Consider the following 20,610-nt stretch of genomic DNA (forward strand, 5'->3'; position numbering starts at 1 on the left):
AGGAGTTTATAGGATTAAAATAGGATGAGAGAATTGCCTTGCCTCTATAGAAATTCCGCTCTTACTGCAGATTGAAAGTTGAATGATATTCTCGTTTTTTTTATCACTTTTAAAAGAATAAGAGCAAAGCAGTTTACAATAATTTTGTGAAATAGTACACAAAAAAAGATTTGAGCATCCGATTGCGGAATAAAATAGACATAAAAAAGCAGGGAAATGTTTAGTTTCCCTGCAGATTCATTAGTTGTGGAGTTGGAGAAGCTTTTCGGCATGATTGACAGCTTCTTCGCTTGGCGGCTCGATTCCTTTTAATTCATAATCCAAACCTAGAGCCTCCCATTTGTAGACTCCGAGTGTATGATAAGGAAGCACTTCGACTTTTTCAACATTTTTTAATGAGCGAATAAATTCCCCTAAATGTTGAAGATCTTCTTCTTTATCTGTTACGCCAGGAACAAGGACATGCCGCACCCAAACGGGCTTTTCTTTTTCCTCTAAATAATGAGCAAAGTCTAAAATGTGTTTATTAGACACTTTCGTTAAAGCACGATGTTTTTCTTCATCAATGTGTTTTAAATCAAGCAGCACCAAGTCTACTAAAGGCATGAGCTCATCAAGCGCTTCGATAAATTTTGGTTTGCGGCTGAAGCAGCCTCCGGAACTATCTATCGTCGTATGAACTCCTAACTTTTTGCACTCTGTAAATAGCTCTATGAGAAATGGGATGTGTAAAAGTGGTTCTCCCCCGCTCACAGTAACTCCGCCGCCTGATGCTTTTAGGAAAGGGATATAGTCTTTTATATCTGCGATTAGTTCTTCAACAGAGACTTCTTTGCCTTCGCCAATTTTCCATGTGTCTGGGTTATGACAATATTGACAGCGCAATAGACATCCTTGTGTAAAAATAACATAGCGCAGGCCTGGGCCATCAACCGTTCCACATGATTCCACGGAATGAATATGCGTTTTTAATTTCATTTGGCATCAATCCTTTTGGTTTGATCACACTGCAAGATAGAAGGAATCTCTCCTTGGAGGAGAGATTCACTTCTTCTTACCTTACATTGTTTCATGGAATGTCCGATTAATAACATCAATCTGTTGTTCTCTTGTTAATTTAATGAAGTTAACTGCATATCCAGATACACGAATTGTTAATTGTGGATATTCTTCTGGATGTTCCATAGCGTCAAGCAATGTTTCCCGATTAAAGACGTTAATGTTTAAATGATGACCTTTTTTAGTCATATATCCATCTAAAATAGCAGCTAAGTTATCCTCTCTTGAACTGTCTTCACGTCCAAGTGCTTTTGGTACAATAGAGAAGGTATTAGAAATACCGTCTAAAGAATATTCATAAGGCAGTTTCGCTACAGAGCTGAGAGAAGCAAGTGCTCCTTCTTTATCGCGGCCATGAAGCGGATTTGCTCCTGGAGCAAATGGTTCGCCTTTACGTCTGCCATCTGGAGTATTACCAGTCTTTTTACCATAAACAACGTTAGATGTAATTGTTAATACAGATAATGTTGGTGTCGCATTACGGTATGGACGATGTTTTCTAAACTTGTTCATAAATGTTTTGACGATTTGAACTGCAATTTCGTCCACACGATCATCATTATTTCCGTATTTTGGGAAGTCGCCTTCTATTTCGAAGTCAACAGCGATGCCATCTTCATCACGTATTGTTTTTACTTTCGCATATTTAATGGCACTAAGTGAATCGGCAACAACGGATAATCCTGCGATACCACCTGCCATCGTCCGCAAGATTTCGCGGTCATGAAGCGCCATTTCAATTCGTTCATAACTATATTTATCGTGCATATAATGAATCACATTAAGTGTATTCATGTACAAGCCAGCTAGCCATTCCATTACATCATCAAATTTACTCATTACTTCATCATAATCTAAATATGTTGACGTAATAGGAGCCAATGCTGGTCCGACTTGATCTTTGGATTTTTCATCGACACAGCCATTAATTGCATATAGCAAGGCTTTCGCTAAGTTTGCGCGTGCTCCAAAGAATTGCATTTGTTTTCCAATTGCCATTGCAGACACACAGCAAGCAATTCCATAGTCGTCTCCATATATTTCTCTCATTAAATCGTCATTTTCGTATTGGATAGAGCTCGTTTGAATAGACATTTTCGCACAATACTTTTTAAATAAATTAGGAAGCTTTGTTGACCAAAGAACCGTTAAGTTTGGTTCTGGTGAAGGTCCTAAATTGTCTAATGTATGGAGAAAACGGAATGAGTTTTTAGTTACTAAAGGTTCTCCATTTAGACTAACTCCACCAATTGATTCAGTTACCCATGTTGGATCGCCACTGAATAGTTCATTATATTCTGGTGTTCTTGCAAATTTCACAAGACGGAGCTTCATGACAAAATGATCGACTAGCTCTTGCGCAGTTTTTTCGGTTAGAACGCCTTTGGCGAGGTCTCGTTCAATATAAATATCTAAAAATGTAGATACCCTACCTAGGCTCATCGCTGCACCATTTTGTTCTTTGATTGCTGCTAAATAAGCAAAATATAACCATTGAAAAGCTTCTTGAGCATTTGCTGCAGGTTGAGAAATATCATACCCATAAACGGAAGCAAGCTCTTTTAGTTCTTGGAGCGCCCGAATTTGCTCAGCCATTTCTTCACGATCTCTGATGACATCTTCTGACATTGTCCCATTGCAAGAAAGTTCGTAGTCTTTTTGTTTTTCTTTAATTAAGAAATCGACACCATAAAGTGCTACACGACGGTAATCGCCAATAATACGTCCACGGCCATAAGCATCAGGGAGACCAGTGATAATGCCAGCTCTTCTTGCTTTTTTCATTTCTGGTGTATATACATCGAAAACGCCTTGGTTATGTGTTTTTCGATATTCTGTAAAAACATGTTGAACCTCTTCATCTACTTCAAAACCATAAGATTGAGCAGCTGCCACTGCCATGCGAATGCCGCCAAAAGGCTGCAATGAACGTTTGAATGGTTTATCTGTTTGAAAACCAACAATTTGTTCCAACTCTTTTTTCAGATAGCCCGGTCCATGTGAAGTAATAGTAGAAACAGTTTTAGTATCCATGTCTAAAACTCCACCATTTTCACGCTCTTGCTTGCTCAATTCCATGACTTGTTCCCATAATGCTTTTGTATTGTCAGTTGCTGTTTCTAAAAAACTATCATCGCCTTCATACAATGTATAATTTCGAAGAATAAAATCACGTACATCTACTTCTGTTTGCCATCTTCCATCATAAAAAGAATTCCATTGCTTCATCATCAGTATTTCCTCCTTAAAATATTTATATGTTATGAAAGGTAAATATTTCATAGTGGAGCAGGAGAAGGACTGTCATGATGGGCAATGTCCTTCTCTACAAACATCATATCATTAAAATCATGTGAAACATTTCACAGAAAAAGTAACTTTTTTTGACAATTCCGTATCAATTGTTCATTTACTGTTGCATTTAGAAGAGAAATCTGTATCAGTTAAAAAAATGGTTACTATTTATAAATAGAATAGCCTAAAACCCTATTAATATCAAGAAATTAAGAATGGATTATTATTTGTTTTATATAACAGATGAATCTGTTATAGTGTTGTTTTACAATAACTTGAGACAGATTTTTTCTGCTTTTGCGTGAGAAAAACAAGCGTATATCCAATGGAAAGCAGCGAGCAAATGAAAGCAACAATGCCGATCCAATGAAAATGAACCCAAAAATATCCACCGAAAGATCCTAGCAGACTTGAGCCAAGGTAATAAAATAATAAGTATAAAGATGAAGCTTGCACCTTATTAACTTTTGCTTCATCTCCAACCCATGCACTTGCGATGGAATGACTGCCAAAAAAGCCGAATGTAAAAATAGCAATGCCAATAACTTTTATCACAAGCGAAGGAAGGAGAGTCAGGACACTTCCAGCTGCCATGATTGTAATCGATTTTTTCAAAGTGGCTCTTCGACCATTAAGACCAGCTTTTTTTCCCATGTAAACCGAGCTGAATGAGCCACATAAATAAACGAGAAAGATAAAACCAGTTAACGTTTGGCTTAATGAATACGGGGGCTCAACAAGCAAGAAGCCAATATAGTTATATAATGTAACAAAACTTCCCATTAATAGAAATGGAAGCAAAATTAATAACATTAATTTTTTATTGGAAAAATGAACTTTATAAGACTGCCAAGCTGAAGCGCGATTGAATACCTCCCTCTTTTTTTGATAGCGTGGCGCCGGAAGACATTTCCAAAAAAGAAAACTAAATAAAAGTGTTAAAATTCCAATGATTGCTAATGCTATTCTCCAATTAAACAAATCGGTAAGAATACTTGTTAAAATTCTGCCTGCCATTCCACCCATACTTGTTCCACAAATATAAAGACCCATTACTTTCCCGATCGCTTTTGAATCAAACTCTTCACTTACATAACCCATAGCGATAGAAGGTACGCCTGCAATAAAAATTCCCAGCAGGGCGCGCAGTAGTACAAGCACAATGAAATTTGGACTCAATGAAGTTAGCAGTCCAAGAAACGACGTAAGAAACATGGATATAACCATCAACTTCTTTTTGCCAAATACATCAGACATGGAAGCTGCAATCAGCATTACAATGGCAAGCAGCCCTGTAGATATTGATAACGTTATACTTGCAACAGGGGCTGATACATGAAATTGCTTTGCAAATATTGGCATCAGCGGCTGAGTCGTATATAAAGTAGAAAACGTGACAAAGCCTGCTAAGAAAAGTGAAAAGCTAGCCCATTTATACCTTTTTGTACCTTGTTTAATAGACATTTCTAGCTCCTTTTGTGAAGTAATGTACATACAATACTATACGCTTTATAAAATGATGCGTCTAATTTATAATTTGCATTAATACGATGCATTTTAGTTATAGATGAAGGAAGGTTGAACAAAATGGAATGGCATCAGATTGAAAATTTTATCGCTGTGGCAAAGCATAGCAATTTTACAAAAGCTGCTAAAGAAAGGGCGATATCACAGCCGGCTTTAAGCAGATCGATTATGAAGCTGGAGGAAGAACTAGGTGCGCCTTTATTTTTAAGAGAAGGAAAGAAAGTCAAACTTACGCATAATGGTGAAAAATTTTTGCAAAAAGCAAAACAGGCTCAAGCAAGTATTCAAGAAGGAATGATAGAAATTCAAGAAAATATTGCTGGTGACAATGGAGAAATTTCTGTCGCTTTCTTGCACACTTTTGGTCCGCATTTCGTTGCAAAACTAATCGCTCATTATAAAAAAAGGTTCCCAAATGTTTCGTTCAAGCTATACCAAGGTGCAAATGATTACTTGATTACGAAAGTTCAACAAGGGCTTGCTGATCTATGTATTTCTTCTCCACCTGTTCCAAGCAAAGGGATTGAGTGGACAATATTAGGGCCAGAACCATTATATATTGCCGTACCAAATTCCCATCCTCTTGCTACTTTTTCGATTACTTCATTTCGCAGCTTGGATCAGGAAAATTTCATTTGCTTAAAACAAGGATATGGCTTGCGGCATATTTTTGATCGAATGTGCACACAATTAGAGGTTGAACCGGAGATTACTTTTGAAGGAGAAGAAGTGGCAACCTTAGCTGGATTTGTTTCAGAAGGCTTGGGAATAGCATTATTGCCAAAAACGGAAGAGTTAGAACATTTTCCAATTCGTTTTTTGCAGATTAATGATTACTTATGCCAGAGGGAAGTAGCCATCGCAACCTTATCTTCATATGTATCTCCGGCAGCGAAAAGATTCAAATCATTTGTGATTGATTATTTTCAAGAGTTTAATCAACAGCCCTAATATAGAAGTTTCATTTGTTAATTCAGTGATTCTTTGTTTCCATGTATACATTTGCATTTTTTACAAATGATAAAGATTAAAGTATCATCCCGTATTTACAGAAAGGATGGGATAAGATAAAAGATTTTTAACATCTAAGGAAATGAAATCCAATATATATTTGAAAGAAAAGATAAGGATTGTTTACTTAGAGCTCTTTAATCGTTCACTATGAAGGTTCTCTCTAAAGTAAGAAAACTACCTTAAATCAAAGAAGCAAAGGCCGTCATATAATTTTCGAAAATATACCTTTACAAATGTATCGATTCGTTTTATACTTCAGATAGATACTGGTTATAACCACTAGGTAGTTTTCGGGAGGTGATTCTTTTCGTAGTGGATAAAAATAGTAAAATTCCGCTTTATTTGCAGCTTATGGATATTATGATTAAAAAAATAGAAAACAAAGACTATGCAGAAAATGAAAAACTTCCTTCTGAGCGAGAGCTGTGCCAAATATATGATCTAAGCAGAATCACTATTAGGCAAGCGCTTCAGGAATTAGAACGGGAAGGATATATTTATAAGCTGCATGGAAAAGGAACATTTGTAGCTCCGAAAATGTACAATCAACATCTTGTCAAACTGTATAGTTTTACCGAAGAAATGAAAAGACTTGGCAAAGAACCACGAACAAAAGTGCTTTCTTTTCAATTGATGCCAGTGGAAGAACGTCTGGCAGCGAAGATGGACTTAACTCCAATGGATGAAGTATATCAAGTTGTTCGTCTTCGGTTGGCAGATGAGGAGCCTTTAATGTATGAAACATCGTATTTACCGGAAAAATTTTTTCCAGCGTTAACAGAGCAGGAATTAATTGAAAAGCCAATGTATGATATTTTTCAGGAAAAATATCATGTCGTAGTCACAAAAGCAATTGAACGTTTTTCGGCTGCAATTATTCGTGAAGAAGAAGCGGCGTATCTGAATACAAAAATAGGCTTTCCTGGTATGTTGATCAAACGATTTGCGTATCAAGATAATCACTTAATTGAATACACGATTAGTGTGGCACGCGGCGATAAGTTTGATTATACAGTTGAATTAACGTAGACGACTCTATTGACTTTTGTCGATAGAGTTCATCAAAACTGGTTATGACAATATAACCTCTTTAAATGATAGTAGGAGGTAAGGAAATGTTTAATTTAACAACAGAAGAATTACAAACGAAACAAGCACTTACAACTGCAACGGAGATTTACCAGCAGCCAGAAGTGTGGCAGGAATTAGTCAAAAATTTGATGGCAAAAAAAGAGAGCATGCAAAGCTTTCTAAACATGATTCTTTCTAAGCATGAGCAGGTGCGAGTCATTTTTACAGGAGCAGGCACTTCCGCATTTATTGGTGATATCGTTGCACCGGTGCTGCAAAAAGAAAATCTTGACAAGCTTTCTTTTGAATCAATTCCGACGACAGATATTGTTTCTAATCCAGATTACTATTTGCAGAAAGATAAACCGACGATAATGGTGTCCTTTGCAAGATCCGGCAACAGTCCAGAGAGCGTTGCGTCTGTAGCATTAGGAGAACAAAAGATAATTGATTTTTACCAAGTAGTAATTTCTTGCAATAAAGATGGCCAACTTGCGAAAAATAGTAAGGATGATAAAAATAGCATTATTTTATTAACACCGGACAAAGCACATGATCAGGGCTTTGCGATGACAAGCAGTTTTAGCTCCATGATGTTAACAGCATATGCTTTTTTTGCACCAACTAGCTTTTACAATAACGAAATGATGAATCATTTAATCTCCAATGGAGAGCGTATTGTAAGCAAAGTCGCAGACGTGATTGATGAGATTCTTGACTTTGATTTTACTCGACTTGTTTATCTCGGTTCTGGGCCATTAGCACAGCTATCTCATGAAGCCGCTTTAAAAATGCTGGAATTAAGTGCAGGAAAAGTGGTTGCTGTTCATGAATCAACACTTGGTTTTCGACACGGTCCAAAATCCATTTTAAACGAGCAATCACTAGTAGTAATGTTTCTATCTTCCGACCCGTACACAAGAAAATACGATCTTGATATGCTGAAAGAATTATCTAGTGAAGATTCCGGCATGAAAGTAATCGTTTTAACAGAAAAGGAAGAAGAGAAAGCCCTTACTGCAGAAGCAGATTGGGTAATTGCTGTAAATGACAGTGAAAGCAGCTTTGATAGTGATTTTTATTTGTCATTGCTGTATGTGATTTTTGCTCAGGCGCTTGCCTTGAAAAAATCGATTCAATTAGGAATTACCCCAGACAATCCAAGCCCTGATGGCAGAGTAAACCGTGTTGTAAAAGGGGTTACAATTTATCCGAATTAAGTGCTAGTTATTTAAAATGACATCGAAAGGATGGAAGGCAATGGCAAATCCAAATATTTTATGTACAAGAATCGATAATCGCTTAATTCATGGCCAGGTGGGGGTGACATGGGTCAACCACCTTGGCGCTAACTTGATTATCGTTGCCAATGACAAAGTAGCAGAGGATGAAGTTCAACAAAATCTGATGGATATGGTTGTTTCTGATGCTGTGCAAACGCGGTATTTTACCGTCCAAAAAACAATCGATATTATTTTTAAAGCTTCACCAAGACAAAAAATATTTCTCGTTGTAAAGGATATACATGATGCTTTAAGACTGAAAGAAGGTGGTGTCCCGATCGATTACGTGAATGTGGGGAATATGCATTTTGAAGAAGGAAAAAGACAGATTTCTTCTACTGTATCTGTTGATGAAGCAGACATTCAAGCATGTAAACGTTTGAATGAGCTAGGAGTAGAGCTTGATGTAAGAAGAGTGCCAAATGAAAGAGGTCAAAATTTAATGGATTTAATCTAATAAGAGGAGGTATGTTCGATGGCGTTAGAAGCGATTTTAATTGCGATCTGGGCAGGAATAGCTGGAATTGACTTGTTTGTCGGACTTACTCACTTGCATCGACCGGTTGTAACCGGTCTTGTGGTGGGTCTAATCTTAGGGGATGTAACAACAGGTTTAATTGCTGGCGGTACGCTTGAATTAATTTGGATGGGAATGGTTCCGCTTGCGGGAGCACAACCGCCTAACGTAGTAATTGGAGGAGTTATTGGTACTGCATTTGCAATCATTACCGCTCAAGATCCGAATGTTGCTGTAGGGATAGCAGTGCCGTTTGCTGTAGCTGTTCAAGGATTAATTACATTGTTCTTTACATTATTTGCACCGATGATGCATAAAGCAGACAAATATGCACTAAACGCGGATTACCGAGGGATTGAAAAGATTAACTATCTCGGGATTACAATCTTATTTTTCTTCTATGCAATTATCGCATTTTTGCCAATCTATTTCGGTAGTGAGGCAGCAGCAAACTTAGTGGAAAGTGTTCCACAGTGGACGATTGATGGTCTAGCTGTAGCTGGTGGAATAATGCCTGCGATTGGTTTTGCTATGTTGCTTAAAATTATGTTGAAAACCGAATATCTCATGTTCTTTATTGTCGGATTTGTATTAGCATCTTATTTGCAAATGCCTGTTCTTGCAATTGCATTAATTGGTCTTGCGATTGCATTGTATGATTTTTACCAACAAAAAAATGGACCTAAAAATGAAGGCAGGGAGCCTGGAGGGGAGGAAATAACTGATGGCATCTAATGCATATGCAGATATGACAGAAGGTCAAGCGCTTTCAAATAAACAGCTGCGAAACCTTGTTTGGAGATCTCTCGTTTTACAAGCATCTTTTAACTATGAACGCATGCAAGCTTGCGGTTGGCTATACTCGATTTTGCCAGGCCTTCGGCAATTTCATAAAAATAAAGATGATCTAAGCAAATCGATGAAAGATCATATGGAGTTCTTTAATACCCATCCTTTTCTTGTAACGTTCATCATGGGAATTGTACTTGCAATGGAGCAAAAGAAAGAAGATAGAGAAGCAATTCGCGGTATTAAAGTGGCGACAATGGGTCCGCTTGGCGGAATTGGCGATGCCCTCTTTTATCTTACTTTATTGCCGATTACTGCTGGCATTGGCGCGTCATTAGCAATGGAAGGAAATATTGCGGGGCCGATTATCTTTTTACTCGCTTTCAACGCCATCCATTTTGGAACTCGCTTTGGACTAATGACGTATGGCTATAAAACTGGTGTTAAAGCAATCTCGAAATTAAAATCTGGCACACGCCACGTTTCTCGAGCAGCATCTATAGTTGGTTTAACCGTTGTTGGCGGTCTGATTGCAACTTATGTACAGTTTAAGATCGGTTATGTTTGGAAATCTGGGGAAGCAGTATTAAATATTCAAACAGATGTATTAGACCAAATTATGCCAGCTTTGCTTCCACTTATTTACACATTATTTATGTATTACTTATTGAAAAAAGGCCGTTCCCCAATTATGCTAATCGGTTTAACCGTTGTCGTAGGTTTGGTAGGGAAATTTTTCCACATCCTATAAATGATCAAACAGAAAGGATGATTTAGCATATGATCGGAATCGTATTAACAGGTCACGGCTCATTCGCCCCTGGCATGTTGAGCTCTGTTGAGTTAATAACTGGAGAAATGAAACAAATTCAAGTTGTTACATTTAATGAAGATCAAGATTTGCTGCAAAAGCAATTAGAAAAAGCAATTGCTGAAGTAAACACAGGTAGTGGCGTTGTTTGCTTTACTGATTTAGCAGGAGGAACGCCATTTAATGTGTGTGCAAAAATTGCTGCCGCTATGGACGATGTGAAAGTGATCGGCGGCACGAATTCTCCTATGTTATTGTCTGGTTTCTTTCAACGAGAAAGCAGCTTAGATGAATTTGTTGAAAAAGTATTAAATGAAGGAAAAAGTAATATTAAACAATTTCTTGCCAAAAAGAAAGTTTCTGAGACAGCGGAAGACGGTATTTAGAATCTTGTTATAAAGAAGGTATAACAATGAAGACATACTATATAAAAGCTGATAGGTTTTTATTGGAAAACAGAACAATAACAAATAAGTATTTACAGATCGAAGATAGCAAGTTTGGGAGTTTTGTCGATCAGCCGCCGGCAAACAGTGAAGTGGCTGATTGGTCTGGCTATACAATTGCACCTGGACTTTTTGATACGCATATTCACGGCATTAAAGGCAATGATGTCATGGACGGTTCTAAACAAGCCATTAAAAACATTTCCAAAGAGCTGTTGAAGATTGGTGTAACGAGATTTTTACCAACGACATTAACAGCCTCGACTGAAGATTTAAATCAAGCGGTTGCCGCCGTTGCTGAAGCAGTAGACGAAGGGTTGCCTGGCGCTCAGTCGGAAGGGATTTATCTAGAAGGGCCTTATTTTACAGAAACACATAAAGGTGCGCAGAATCCAGTTTATTTTAAAGATCCGAGCTACGAGGAGTTTCAACAGTGGCAGCAGCGATCTAACAATCAGATTGTAAAAATTGCGCTTGCTCCCGAACGGAAAGGTGCAAAGGAATTTATTCGAAAAATGACTCTGGAAGGGATCAAAGTGAGTCTCGGCCATACCAATGCCAGCTATGATTGCTGTCGGGAAGCGGTTGATGCAGGGGCGGATATATTTGTCCATTTGTTTAATGGGATGAAAGGATTGCATCACCGGGAACCGGGAGTTGTCGGGGCAGCTTGTACACTTCAGCATACATTTGCAGAGTTGATCTGTGACGGGCACCATGTTCATCCAGTTGTTGCTAGTATGGTTGCTCAAATGAAAAAGGAGCAGCTTGTGTTAATTACAGATTGTATGCGTGCTGGTTTAATGCCTGATGGCGTCTATCAATTAGGAGAGTTTCCAGTGCATATGGAAAATGGGATGGCCCGAACAGAAACAGGATCATTAGCTGGCAGTACATTGCAGCTTGTTCACGGAGTGAAAAACTTGCAAGCATGGACACAAATGCCGCTGTATGAAATATGGCACCGTGCATCGCTTTCACCGGCAAAAAGCCTTCATAAAGAGAATAAACTAGGAAGCATTGCGCCAGGGAAACTTGCAGATTATGTTGTATTGGACAATCAATTGGAAGTACATGCTGCTGCTATCGAGGGTGAAGTCAAATATCAGCAGAAGCACGAATAAAAGGAGGAAACATGATGGGTTATGTGCAAAACACGAAAGATATGTTAATCAAAGCAAGAAAAGAAGGCTATGCAGTACCGGCGTTTAACATTCATAATTTAGAAACAATTCAAGTCGTCGTAGAGGCAGCCGTAGAAATGAAATCCCCTGTCATTCTAGCAGCAACTCCTGGAACGATGAATTATGGAGGCAGAGCTTATATTCAGGCTATCGCGGAAGTAGCAGCAAAAGAAAACAATATTCCAATTGCTTTACATTTAGACCATCATGAAAATCTCGAGACAATTTCCACTTCTTTAGATTTAGGGACGAAATCTGTCATGATTGATGGATCACATGCTTCTTTTGAAGAGAACGTAGCACTTACGAAAAAAGTTGTTGAAAAAGCACACGCTTATGGTGCAACGGTAGAAGCAGAATTAGGCAGACTCGTTGGACAAGAAGACGATATGATAGTAGAAGCAAAAGATGCAATGTATACAGATCCTATGAAAGCAAAAGAGTTCGTCCAATTGACAGGAGTCGATTCCCTCGCAGTTGCGATTGGAACAGGACACGGCCTTTATGAAACAGAACCAAAACTCGATTTTGAACGTTTAGCAGAAATCAAAGATGTCGTTGATATTCCGATCGTCTTGCATGGTGCGTCTGGAATTTCAGAAGCTGATATCCGAAAATGCATTTCACTAGGATGTGCAAAAGTGAATATCGCAACGGAGTTGAAAATCCCATTTTCAGATACATTACGCCAATATTTAATTGCGCATCCTAGCGAATCTGATCCGCGTAAATATATGAAAGAACCAAAGGAAAAAATGAAAGAAGTTGTAAAAGAAAAGATACTCATTTGCATGAGTAATCAAAAGGCATAGAGGTGCAGCAATGATTTTAACAGTAACACTGAATCCATCCGTTGATATCGGCTATCAATTAAATACTTTTGAATTAGATGGAGTGAATAGGGTTGAAACTGTATCAAAAACGGCGGGAGGAAAAGGATTAAACGTTACACGAGTCCTTCGTTTGTTAAACGAGGACACTGGTGCAGCCGGTTTTCTTGGCGGAAGTCTAGGCAACTTTATTCATGCTCAACTTCAAGAGCTTGGCGTAAAGGATTTCTTTATCGAAATTGATGGGGAAACCCGCAACTGTATTGCTGTTTTACATGAAGGAAAGCAGACGGAAATATTAGAAAGCGGACCGGAAATAGCTGAAGCAGATGCTGAGCGGTTTATGAAGGGATATCGCGATTGGCTGGAAGCAATGGATGTCATTACCCTATCCGGCAGTTTGCCTAAAGGGATGCCAGACGACTATTATGCACGCTTAATCGCTATCGCTGCTGAAGCGGATGTTCCAGTTTTACTAGACACAAAAGGTGAGCTTTTAAATCAAGCATTACGAACAGATAAAAAACCATTTTTAATAAAACCAAACGAAGATGAATTGGCTGATTTACTAGGTGAAAAACCAGAAAATCTAATTGCTGCATTACATGCGCCGATATTTGCTGGAATTGAGTGGATTGTCGTTACCCTTGGAGCAAAGGGTGCGCTAGTGAAACATTTAGATACTATTTATAAAGTGTCGCCGCCTCAAGTAAATGCAGTCAACCCCGTTGGTTCTGGAGATTCAGTTATCGCAGGCTTTGCATCTGGACTCGTACGTAAGCTGCCAGAAATCGAGCTTATGAAATATGCATTATCAATGGGTGTGCTAAATGCATTAGAAGAAAAGACCGGCCATATTAATCCTGACCGTGTTGAATGGTGCATGAAGCAAATGAAAGTAGAAAAAGTATGTTGAAGAAAACGCCGGCAGTGAAGTGAACCCAAAAATATTTTAAGCTACTGAGGATTGAACGCTGTATTTCTACAGGGCTCAATCCTTTTCGTTTTGTTTTTTTCGTTTGTAATTGTAAATATTTTACTAGTTCTCTCTTAAAATACTACATACTCTCAAATTCTTGCAATCACCAACTAATTTTCACGCATTGATCATACTTCTTAAAAGATCAATGCGTATGGAACTTAAAAGGAAAAAATTTTACTCCAATAATATTAATTCATTTTTAGTTTTTTAAAGATAGAAAATTTTCCGTAGTAATTATATTGTTAAATTACGGATGAATACAAAATGATACAGATAAAAAGATAAAAAACAATGACGGGCAAACACCATTTGATATTGCTGCAGAAAGAGACGATATAGAAAATAGTAGTATTTTGCAATTATAAGAATATTAATGGGGAAAAAGGAATTTATCCCACATCTAACTGGCAGTAAGACCCCCACCTCAAGAGTAAGAGGAATCGAAGAAGTCTAGGTGGGGACAACTGCCAGTAAATGTCCGATTGGTTCAACTAACCATGAGTAGGGGATGAGAGAGAACCCCCACTCATGGAAGTTTCACTTTATCCCACATCTAACTGGCAGTAAGACCCCCAACCTCAAGAGTAAGAGGAATCAGAAGCGCTGGGTGTGGGATAACGGAAACACGAAGAAAAAGTGAACTTCTTTTTCGAGGACGTAGGTCACTCAAGCGTTTGCGACAGGACAAGGAAAGCTTCGGCAGTGATACATCGTACGAAGAAAAAGCGGTTTCCTTTTTCGAGGACGTCGCGCTTTTAGCTTGAGATCCTTTGTATGGGGGATGAGAGAAAACCCCTACTGATGGAAGTTTCACTTTATTTTACGGCAGAAAGGATTGTTTCTATAAGGGAGCTATGTGAAATATTGTTGATAATTCCAGAGCTGAATCAATGTATGTTTATAAACACAAGAGAATAGTTTGTGGTAAAATATGTAAAAAACATTTGACTGAAATAATAATATATGATATGATTCTCTTGTAAAATACGTTTTTTAACGTAAAAACAAAGATAATGATACATAAATATTTATCTTATTCAAAAGTTTATTTAGCATGCTTAGTCAAATAAGGGAAACAATAATCATGTATTTCGTTTATTAATGGGAGGGATATTCATAATGGGCAATGAAATGAAAACAGCAATTGTAACTGGAGCAGGACAAGGAATTGGGAGAGCTATCGCTTTACGCCTTGCTCATGACGGATTCAATGTAGTGATTAACGATGTGAATATTGATAATGCTCAGGCTGTTTCTGAAGAAGTGAAATCATTAGGCAGGGAAAGTTTGGCTATTCAAGGCGACATCAGCAAAAGGGATCAAGTATTTCAATTAGTAGATGAAACGGTTCAGCGTTTTGGAAAATTGGATGTTTTCGTTTCAAATGCTGGAATTGCACAAATTAAACCTTTGTTGGAAGTATCAGAAGAAGACATTGAAAACATTTTCCGCATCAATGTTTTTGGAACTCTCTATTGTTTGCAGGCTGCAGCAGAACAAATGAAAAAGCAAAAAAGCGGAAAAATCATCAATGCAGCTAGTATTGCAGGGAAAAAAGGTTTTGCACTTTTAGGATCATATTCAATGACGAAGTTTTCCGTTGTTGGACTTACACAGGCTGCTGCACAAGAATTAGCACCATTTGGAATTACAGTCAACGCATACTGCCCAGGAATAGTAGGAACTAGCATGTGGGACCTCATTGATGAAAAAATGGGAGAATACATGAACATTGAAAGAGGAGCAGCGATGAAAAAGTTCTCTGAATCCATTACATTAGGCCGTGTTGAAAAACCGGAGGATGTAGCTAAATTTGTTTCTTACTTAGCTTCTCCTGATTCAGACTACATGACTGGACAATCCGTACTTATTGACGGTGGAATTTTGTTTGACTAATTGCGAATTAAATTACCGTTATTCAAAGCTGTCGAGAAATAAACCCTCGGCAGCTATTTTATTTGGGCCATTTTTATAAAAGTACTAGTATAATTGAAAACACTCGATTTTATAAAATATTACGTCCAAAAACTGAGTTTAGTTCATGGAGTTTTTGCTCTGTTATTGTCTTATAATGAATATAATTATCTATTTTTTGTGATATTTGTCGATATTTAACTAATGAATTTTATAGGAGATAATGCCCTCCTTGTTTAATATATCTTACAAGGAGGGATTTTCCATGATGCATTCAAAAAGGGAACCTATTGTTGCTTATGTAAATAATGAAGATGGCCAGACAGCAGAGATAAAATATTATCGAAATGATGACGGTGAATACTGTATTGTGGCTAATGTATTGGGAGAGCACCTTCATCATGGACAACAAAAAAATATTGGAATTGGAAAGTCACACTTCATTAAAAAAGCGTTATCAGAAGCGATGTGTGGCTTAGGGTGGAAATTGAATCAATGATGCGATCAAAAGCGCCTTTGAATGGATGACTGATAAAAAGCAATGTTTATAGGAGTAATGCCGTTCCTTACAATATTAAAACGTTGTACATTATAGAAAGGAGTTGATTAGAATATGCTTGAAGTGTATAACGTTTTTATTATTCCGCTTATTTTGGGAATAGTGGAACTGTTCAAAATAAGTGGGATGAAGGCAAAATACTCACCGATCGTTGCAGTTGTATTTGGCATCGTCATAGGTGTTGTCTACTTGACTAACTATGATTGGAAACAAGGTATACTTGTCGGAATTATGTTAGGATTATCAGCAACAGGACTTTATAGTGGAGGAAAAAATGTGATGAGAAGGGATGACGAAAAGTAGTGCTAAAATGTTTTTGTCATTCATTATACTGATTTTGAGCAATCATAAGATAAAAAAAGCATTTGCATCTATATTTTATAATGAAAAATTTAAATATTTTGATATTGACTAAATTTTTAACCGATTTTTAAAATGTTTATAGATACAAGATTGAGAAGACTGTCCCTAAGTAATCTCTACCTTAGGGGCAGTCCTTTATTATCCATCATATAAAAAAACACGTTTCATCTAAAGTGAAACACTTTTTAAGAACGCTTTAAAAAACGGTTTAAATTTCTCTTTTTTATTCTCGGCCAGTAAAATCTTGGCACATACTGAATCATTGTTTTAAATATAATTCCCCACTGACCTTCACTGAGTGTTCCAACAGGGGTTCCTTTATCTACTTTTAAATTTTTTCTCAAATGCTTGATTTGTGGTAGTGTAAATATTCCTCTTAAAGCAAAATCAATAGGAAATTGTGGTTTTTTTAAAGCATGTTCTGCAAGACCTAGAAAAGCAATGTAATCTTTATATGGAATTACCGGTTCTTTTTTTCGTGTTATCTTGATTATTGCAGAATCTACTTTCGGTGGAGGAGAGAAATAATCTCTTGAAACTTCTTTAACGTAACGTATATCAAACCACATTCGCCAAGCTAAAACATAAGCGTTTTTTACTGATCTTGATGTGAATCTTTTTGCTGCTCCTTTTTCCATTAAGATAACCCCTCTTTGAAAGCCATTTGAAGGATTATTAAGAAGCATCTTCATGATAGGTGTTGTAATGGAGTATGGAATATTGGACACAACAACAAACTTTTCCTTTGGCAATTGTATTTTCATTATATCCTGATGAATAATGTTTGTATTTTGTTTTTGAGCTGTTTTTCTTTTTAAAATATCGATAAATTTAATATCATTTTCTATAGCCAATACTTTTCCAGCGCTTTGATTCAGTATTGTTGTCAAAGCACCTTTTCCGGCACCTAATTCTAAAACGGTATCTTTTGTGCTTATGTTTGCTAATTCGACAATTTCATTAAGCAACTTTTTATTGTGCAATAAATGCTGTCCAGAAAAATTGGGAGGCTCCCCACGGCTTAACTTTTTCCTGCTATACTTATGAATTTTTTTGGTCATGTTATCTCTTCCTTTCGAAAAATAAAAAAATCACAGGCTATCTGCCTGTGATTCAGAGTAAAGGGAAGAAGACCTATCCTTATTAGATTAATGCCAAGGTAGCCATCGCCAAATAAAACCTCTTTTTGCTAAACAAAAAAAGCAGATCGATACATAACATAAATAAAAAAGGCAGAACGATCCGCCTTTCTACATATTACATATTTTATGCAAAATGAAGATTATTAAAAAAGGACAGACTGATCCCGTTTACTCTGCATACACAAACAGAGCCTTTGAACGTATGAAATTACTAGTTCAAAGTTGGGAAACGAAGTCTGACAAAATACATATTTAATAATCCTCCTTTACATTTAAAAGTACAGTGCTTATTATAGAGTTCCTTTTAGAAAAAGTCAAAGAAAATTAACACTTATTCAACTATTCTCCTGTTAGTAAATTTTTCCACAAGATTATCCGAATAACGATTTTTATAAAGCATCGTCTTGATTCTCTAAAAAATGGATGTGATCCGAATATAAAAAGACTCCGGTAAATGAGGATGTTTTTTTATTGTTATCCTTTCATTTTCAAAACTTGATTGGCGTTTTTTATATCATTTTGAATGACTTTATCAATATTATAACTAGGATATAAACCTTTAGAGAGCATGTAATTAAAAATTCTCGCATGTGCTTTAATATCTTGATTTAGCTGTTTTGTTAATACCTCTCTTACATAAGGAGTAGATGTCTCTGTTATTGCAATACTTGTATTTCTGATTGCATTTTTCGTAGTTCCTAATAGGCTTCCAGCAGCAAATTTGTTCACAACATCAGGCATAGTATTCATTCCCTTCTTGAACGTACGCTCTATCTTGTAACAACCCAACTAATTGGCGAATGTGAGAACTGTATAACTGGATGGCTTCTTTATAAATTTCTCTTAGTTCCGGATCTGTGATCTTAGGAAGTGTTTTTTTCATATTGTAAAGTGACCCAGTTTTTGAAGCTAGAAGTTCATGTAGCTCTAACGTCTCATGTGGGGCTAAATTTTGTCTATGGTAAGCATTTTCATATGTTCTAACGCTGTAAGGATAATTGTGATAGTAGTACATTGCAAACCTCCTCAAATTGTTGTTATTAAAGTATATACTGATCTTTAACTAGACGTTCATCATTCACTTTAAATGTGCTATTGCCTATATAAAATCAAGGGATTTTCACTTATGTAAGGAGAAGGGATTTGCTTAAAAAGAAATAGAAGTCACGTAAGACGGCGCAATTGCGATAGGAAATGGTAGCCGTGGCAAATGGGTTGCGAAATAACATTTCTTCCATAATAAAAGGATTAAAGGAATGAAGGGGTTGGTATAAAAGGTCGAGTTGTCGTTCATTATCCAAGCTAAAAGATGATGAGAGCAACTTTATTGGAATCTAGATGGGAAGTCGGATATATCTATAACTGAGCTTTCGTTGTGAATTAGTTATTACTTCAAGACCAACTTAAAGGAAAGGGTCTTAAAATAGTGAGGTGAACTTAAACAATTATTATTTGTCAAACCCTTATTAGGAAAATAGTTTTATCGATAATTTCCAACAAAATTAATGAAGGAAAGCGATCACGATAGATAGCGTCTATTTTTGTTTTTTTAAAAGTTTTTTGTTTGCATAAAATGTGACTAAAGCAACAACAATTGAGATTGGAATTGCATAAAGTTGTCCAATCAAAAATTTCCAACCTATTGTATTGTAACCATCAGATGTTGGAGATAAGACTGCACTTATACATAAAATTAAATAGACTATTAATGGCGGAATAATATTTTTCATTAGGTTCCGCTCCTTTCTTAGATTTTATAGCTAATATCATCAAGTGATTATTAAAATAACCTCCTGATTCACCAAACTGTTGTTCTGCCTTTTCTTTGGAATCAGTATCAAATCTACAGACTCAAAATTATCCCACATCTAACTGGCAGTAAGACCCCCACCTCAAGATTTAAGAGGAATCGAAGAAATCTAGGTGGGGGATAACTGCCAGTAAATGTCCGATTGGTTCAACTAACCATGAGTGGGGGATGAGGGAAAACCCCCACTCATGGAAGTTTCACTTTATTTTCCCAAGGATTTTCTTTTTTTAAAAGTGCCATTTTTACTATAAACCAAAAATTCATTAATCCTATTATTGATTTTAACTTTTTTTTCTTAATCTACTTCCAATTAATTTACAATTAAATTTATTTCGCAGTTATCAGCTTTTTAAACATACCCCACTTCTTATGACGACTTTACAGAAATGAAAAGTGTAAGGACACATACGATAGGGAAAACATTTGGATAGTTAAGCTATGAATGAAACTTTATATGGTGACGATCGTCTTATTAAAAGAGGAGGGATTTTTTGAAATTAAAACATCTGTTCATTGCAATGTTAGTATTTTCCTTACTTTGGGTATCTGGTTGTTCAAACGAAATTGTTAACGAAGTAAAAGGAAAAGAAAATGAGTTTCCCCCTTCTATGACAGGATTCATCCATACTAATGGAACGAAATATGAAATAGTCTCAGGAGGTTATAAATGGGAAAGAGAGAAAGGCTTAAATACTCAGATTGTACAAACTGATGCTGCGTCTCCAAACCAAATAGCTGAAAAAATAAAACCTATTGCTTTAGAACCGAATCAAAAAATCAATATTGAAATAGAAGAAAATCCTCAATTATCTGTTTACCTATGGAATCAAAACGGAATAGAAAAAGAAATGAATCTTCATGCAAATCAAATAACGGTTCCTTCAAGTAAAGGTAAATATATATATGAAGTTTTAGCAAAATGGTCTAACCAGGAAGTTAACGGCGAAGTTTCCTATACATTTGTTGTAGAAATTCAATAAATGATATTGAAACCTTTTGTCACCTTAAACGTAT

General features: G+C 36.6%; 21 protein-coding genes. 14 read left to right on the forward strand and 7 right to left on the reverse strand.

Annotated features, from left to right (window positions below):
- Window positions 1-240 precede the first annotated feature (240 nt).
- From pflA to J2S08_RS07045, 3 genes are all read right to left on the reverse strand, one after another.
- The gene (gene pflA / locus J2S08_RS07035; RefSeq protein ID WP_307228019.1) at window positions 241-978 is read right to left on the reverse strand and encodes a pyruvate formate-lyase-activating protein; all 738 of its coding nucleotides are present in this window, start codon (window positions 976-978) and stop codon (window positions 241-243) included.
- Window positions 979-1,059: 81 nt separating this feature from the next.
- Entirely contained in the window at window positions 1,060-3,288 is a 2,229-nt protein-coding gene (gene pflB, locus J2S08_RS07040; protein ID WP_307228268.1) for a formate C-acetyltransferase, read from the reverse strand.
- A 318-nt stretch (window positions 3,289-3,606) separates the two neighbouring features.
- Complete coding sequence (locus tag J2S08_RS07045) at window positions 3,607-4,818, reverse strand: MFS transporter (protein WP_307228021.1); 1,212 nt, start codon at window positions 4,816-4,818, stop codon at window positions 3,607-3,609.
- Between the two features lie 123 nt (window positions 4,819-4,941).
- Here J2S08_RS07045 and J2S08_RS07050 point away from each other — a divergent pair, with 123 nt between their 5' ends.
- The 13 genes from J2S08_RS07050 (at window position 4,942) to J2S08_RS07110 (ending at window position 16,584) form a co-directional block, all read left to right on the forward strand.
- Window positions 4,942-5,832: a LysR family transcriptional regulator gene (locus tag J2S08_RS07050; RefSeq protein ID WP_307228023.1), complete on the forward strand. Its 891-nt coding sequence runs from the start codon at window positions 4,942-4,944 to the stop codon at window positions 5,830-5,832.
- A 375-nt stretch (window positions 5,833-6,207) separates the two neighbouring features.
- Complete coding sequence (locus J2S08_RS07055; protein ID WP_307228025.1) at window positions 6,208-6,924, forward strand: GntR family transcriptional regulator; 717 nt, start codon at window positions 6,208-6,210, stop codon at window positions 6,922-6,924.
- Window positions 6,925-7,010: 86 nt separating this feature from the next.
- On the forward strand, window positions 7,011-8,186 hold the full coding sequence (locus J2S08_RS07060; protein WP_307228027.1) for an SIS domain-containing protein: 1,176 nt from the start codon (window positions 7,011-7,013) through the stop codon (window positions 8,184-8,186).
- Window positions 8,187-8,226: 40 nt separating this feature from the next.
- Entirely contained in the window at window positions 8,227-8,706 is a 480-nt protein-coding gene (gene agaV, locus J2S08_RS07065) for a PTS N-acetylgalactosamine transporter subunit IIB (RefSeq protein ID WP_307228029.1), read from the forward strand.
- A gap of 18 nt (window positions 8,707-8,724) precedes the next feature.
- Window positions 8,725-9,501: a PTS N-acetylgalactosamine transporter subunit IIC gene (agaW, locus tag J2S08_RS07070; protein WP_307228031.1), complete on the forward strand. Its 777-nt coding sequence runs from the start codon at window positions 8,725-8,727 to the stop codon at window positions 9,499-9,501.
- Window positions 9,491-10,306 (forward strand): PTS system mannose/fructose/sorbose family transporter subunit IID, encoded by an 816-nt coding sequence (locus J2S08_RS07075; protein ID WP_307228033.1) that lies wholly within the window; start codon window positions 9,491-9,493, stop codon window positions 10,304-10,306. The genes agaW and J2S08_RS07075 overlap by 11 nt, the downstream gene beginning before the upstream one ends.
- Before the next feature lie 29 nt (window positions 10,307-10,335).
- Window positions 10,336-10,752 (forward strand): PTS sugar transporter subunit IIA, encoded by a 417-nt coding sequence (locus J2S08_RS07080; protein WP_307228035.1) that lies wholly within the window; start codon window positions 10,336-10,338, stop codon window positions 10,750-10,752.
- A 26-nt stretch (window positions 10,753-10,778) separates the two neighbouring features.
- Window positions 10,779-11,936 carry an N-acetylglucosamine-6-phosphate deacetylase gene (gene nagA, locus J2S08_RS07085; protein ID WP_307228037.1) on the forward strand — a complete coding sequence of 386 codons (1,158 nt, stop codon included), beginning with the start codon at window positions 10,779-10,781 and terminating at the stop codon, window positions 11,934-11,936.
- Between the two features lie 14 nt (window positions 11,937-11,950).
- Window positions 11,951-12,808, forward strand: a complete 858-nt coding sequence (locus J2S08_RS07090) for a tagatose-bisphosphate aldolase subunit GatY (protein ID WP_307228039.1) — start codon at window positions 11,951-11,953, stop codon at window positions 12,806-12,808.
- 10 nt (window positions 12,809-12,818) lie between these two features.
- Window positions 12,819-13,742, forward strand: coding sequence for a hexose kinase (locus J2S08_RS07095; protein WP_307228041.1), 924 nt, complete (start codon window positions 12,819-12,821; stop codon window positions 13,740-13,742).
- A gap of 1,185 nt (window positions 13,743-14,927) precedes the next feature.
- Window positions 14,928-15,704, forward strand: a complete 777-nt coding sequence (locus J2S08_RS07100; RefSeq protein WP_307228043.1) for an acetoin reductase — start codon at window positions 14,928-14,930, stop codon at window positions 15,702-15,704.
- A 283-nt stretch (window positions 15,705-15,987) separates the two neighbouring features.
- Window positions 15,988-16,221 carry a hypothetical protein gene (locus J2S08_RS07105; protein ID WP_307228045.1) on the forward strand — a complete coding sequence of 78 codons (234 nt, stop codon included), beginning with the start codon at window positions 15,988-15,990 and terminating at the stop codon, window positions 16,219-16,221.
- A 114-nt stretch (window positions 16,222-16,335) separates the two neighbouring features.
- A complete protein-coding gene (locus tag J2S08_RS07110; protein ID WP_307228047.1) occupies window positions 16,336-16,584 on the forward strand; it encodes a hypothetical protein in 249 nt (82 codons plus the stop codon).
- A 245-nt stretch (window positions 16,585-16,829) separates the two neighbouring features.
- On the opposite strand, the gene erm is transcribed toward J2S08_RS07110, so the two are convergent.
- The 4 genes from erm to J2S08_RS07130 form a co-directional block, all read right to left on the reverse strand.
- Window positions 16,830-17,705, reverse strand: a complete 876-nt coding sequence (gene erm / locus J2S08_RS07115) for a 23S ribosomal RNA methyltransferase Erm (RefSeq protein ID WP_307228049.1) — start codon at window positions 17,703-17,705, stop codon at window positions 16,830-16,832.
- 555 nt (window positions 17,706-18,260) lie between these two features.
- Complete coding sequence (locus J2S08_RS07120; protein WP_307228051.1) at window positions 18,261-18,527, reverse strand: spore coat protein; 267 nt, start codon at window positions 18,525-18,527, stop codon at window positions 18,261-18,263.
- Entirely contained in the window at window positions 18,520-18,801 is a 282-nt protein-coding gene (locus tag J2S08_RS07125; RefSeq protein WP_307228053.1) for a hypothetical protein, read from the reverse strand. The genes J2S08_RS07120 and J2S08_RS07125 overlap by 8 nt, the downstream gene beginning before the upstream one ends.
- 520 nt (window positions 18,802-19,321) lie before the next feature.
- Window positions 19,322-19,516 (reverse strand): DUF4017 family protein, encoded by a 195-nt coding sequence (locus tag J2S08_RS07130; RefSeq protein WP_307228055.1) that lies wholly within the window; start codon window positions 19,514-19,516, stop codon window positions 19,322-19,324.
- A 571-nt stretch (window positions 19,517-20,087) separates the two neighbouring features.
- Between J2S08_RS07130 and J2S08_RS07135 the strand changes: the two genes are divergently transcribed.
- The gene (locus J2S08_RS07135; protein ID WP_307228057.1) at window positions 20,088-20,576 is read left to right on the forward strand and encodes a hypothetical protein; all 489 of its coding nucleotides are present in this window, start codon (window positions 20,088-20,090) and stop codon (window positions 20,574-20,576) included.
- Window positions 20,577-20,610 lie beyond the last annotated feature (34 nt).

It is taken from the genome of Bacillus chungangensis, assembly GCF_030812995.1.
Taxonomy (GTDB): Bacteria; Bacillota; Bacilli; order Bacillales; family Bacillaceae_C; genus Bacillus_CF; species Bacillus_CF chungangensis.

Bases quoted from the DNA above. Each gene is read 5' to 3' on its own strand.
- nagA (WP_307228037.1), top strand. From the start codon at position 10,779: ATGAAGACATACTATATAAAAGCTGATAGGTTTTTATTGGAAAACAGA.
- J2S08_RS07120 (WP_307228051.1), bottom strand. From the start codon at position 18,527: ATGCCTGATGTTGTGAACAAATTTGCTGCTGGAAGCCTATTAGGAACT.
- J2S08_RS07110 (WP_307228047.1), top strand. From the start codon at position 16,336: ATGCTTGAAGTGTATAACGTTTTTATTATTCCGCTTATTTTGGGAATA.
- pflB (WP_307228268.1), bottom strand. From the start codon at position 3,288: ATGAAGCAATGGAATTCTTTTTATGATGGAAGATGGCAAACAGAAGTA.
- J2S08_RS07130 (WP_307228055.1), bottom strand. From the start codon at position 19,516: ATGAAAAATATTATTCCGCCATTAATAGTCTATTTAATTTTATGTATA.
- J2S08_RS07045 (WP_307228021.1), bottom strand. From the start codon at position 4,818: ATGTCTATTAAACAAGGTACAAAAAGGTATAAATGGGCTAGCTTTTCA.
- agaW (WP_307228031.1), top strand. From the start codon at position 8,725: ATGGCGTTAGAAGCGATTTTAATTGCGATCTGGGCAGGAATAGCTGGA.
- erm (WP_307228049.1), bottom strand. From the start codon at position 17,705: ATGACCAAAAAAATTCATAAGTATAGCAGGAAAAAGTTAAGCCGTGGG.
- J2S08_RS07105 (WP_307228045.1), top strand. From the start codon at position 15,988: ATGATGCATTCAAAAAGGGAACCTATTGTTGCTTATGTAAATAATGAA.
- J2S08_RS07075 (WP_307228033.1), top strand. From the start codon at position 9,491: ATGGCATCTAATGCATATGCAGATATGACAGAAGGTCAAGCGCTTTCA.
- pflA (WP_307228019.1), bottom strand. From the start codon at position 978: ATGAAATTAAAAACGCATATTCATTCCGTGGAATCATGTGGAACGGTT.
- J2S08_RS07050 (WP_307228023.1), top strand. From the start codon at position 4,942: ATGGAATGGCATCAGATTGAAAATTTTATCGCTGTGGCAAAGCATAGC.
- J2S08_RS07095 (WP_307228041.1), top strand. From the start codon at position 12,819: ATGATTTTAACAGTAACACTGAATCCATCCGTTGATATCGGCTATCAA.
- J2S08_RS07100 (WP_307228043.1), top strand. From the start codon at position 14,928: ATGGGCAATGAAATGAAAACAGCAATTGTAACTGGAGCAGGACAAGGA.
- J2S08_RS07125 (WP_307228053.1), bottom strand. From the start codon at position 18,801: ATGTACTACTATCACAATTATCCTTACAGCGTTAGAACATATGAAAAT.
- J2S08_RS07060 (WP_307228027.1), top strand. From the start codon at position 7,011: ATGTTTAATTTAACAACAGAAGAATTACAAACGAAACAAGCACTTACA.
- J2S08_RS07080 (WP_307228035.1), top strand. From the start codon at position 10,336: ATGATCGGAATCGTATTAACAGGTCACGGCTCATTCGCCCCTGGCATG.
- J2S08_RS07090 (WP_307228039.1), top strand. From the start codon at position 11,951: ATGGGTTATGTGCAAAACACGAAAGATATGTTAATCAAAGCAAGAAAA.
- agaV (WP_307228029.1), top strand. From the start codon at position 8,227: ATGGCAAATCCAAATATTTTATGTACAAGAATCGATAATCGCTTAATT.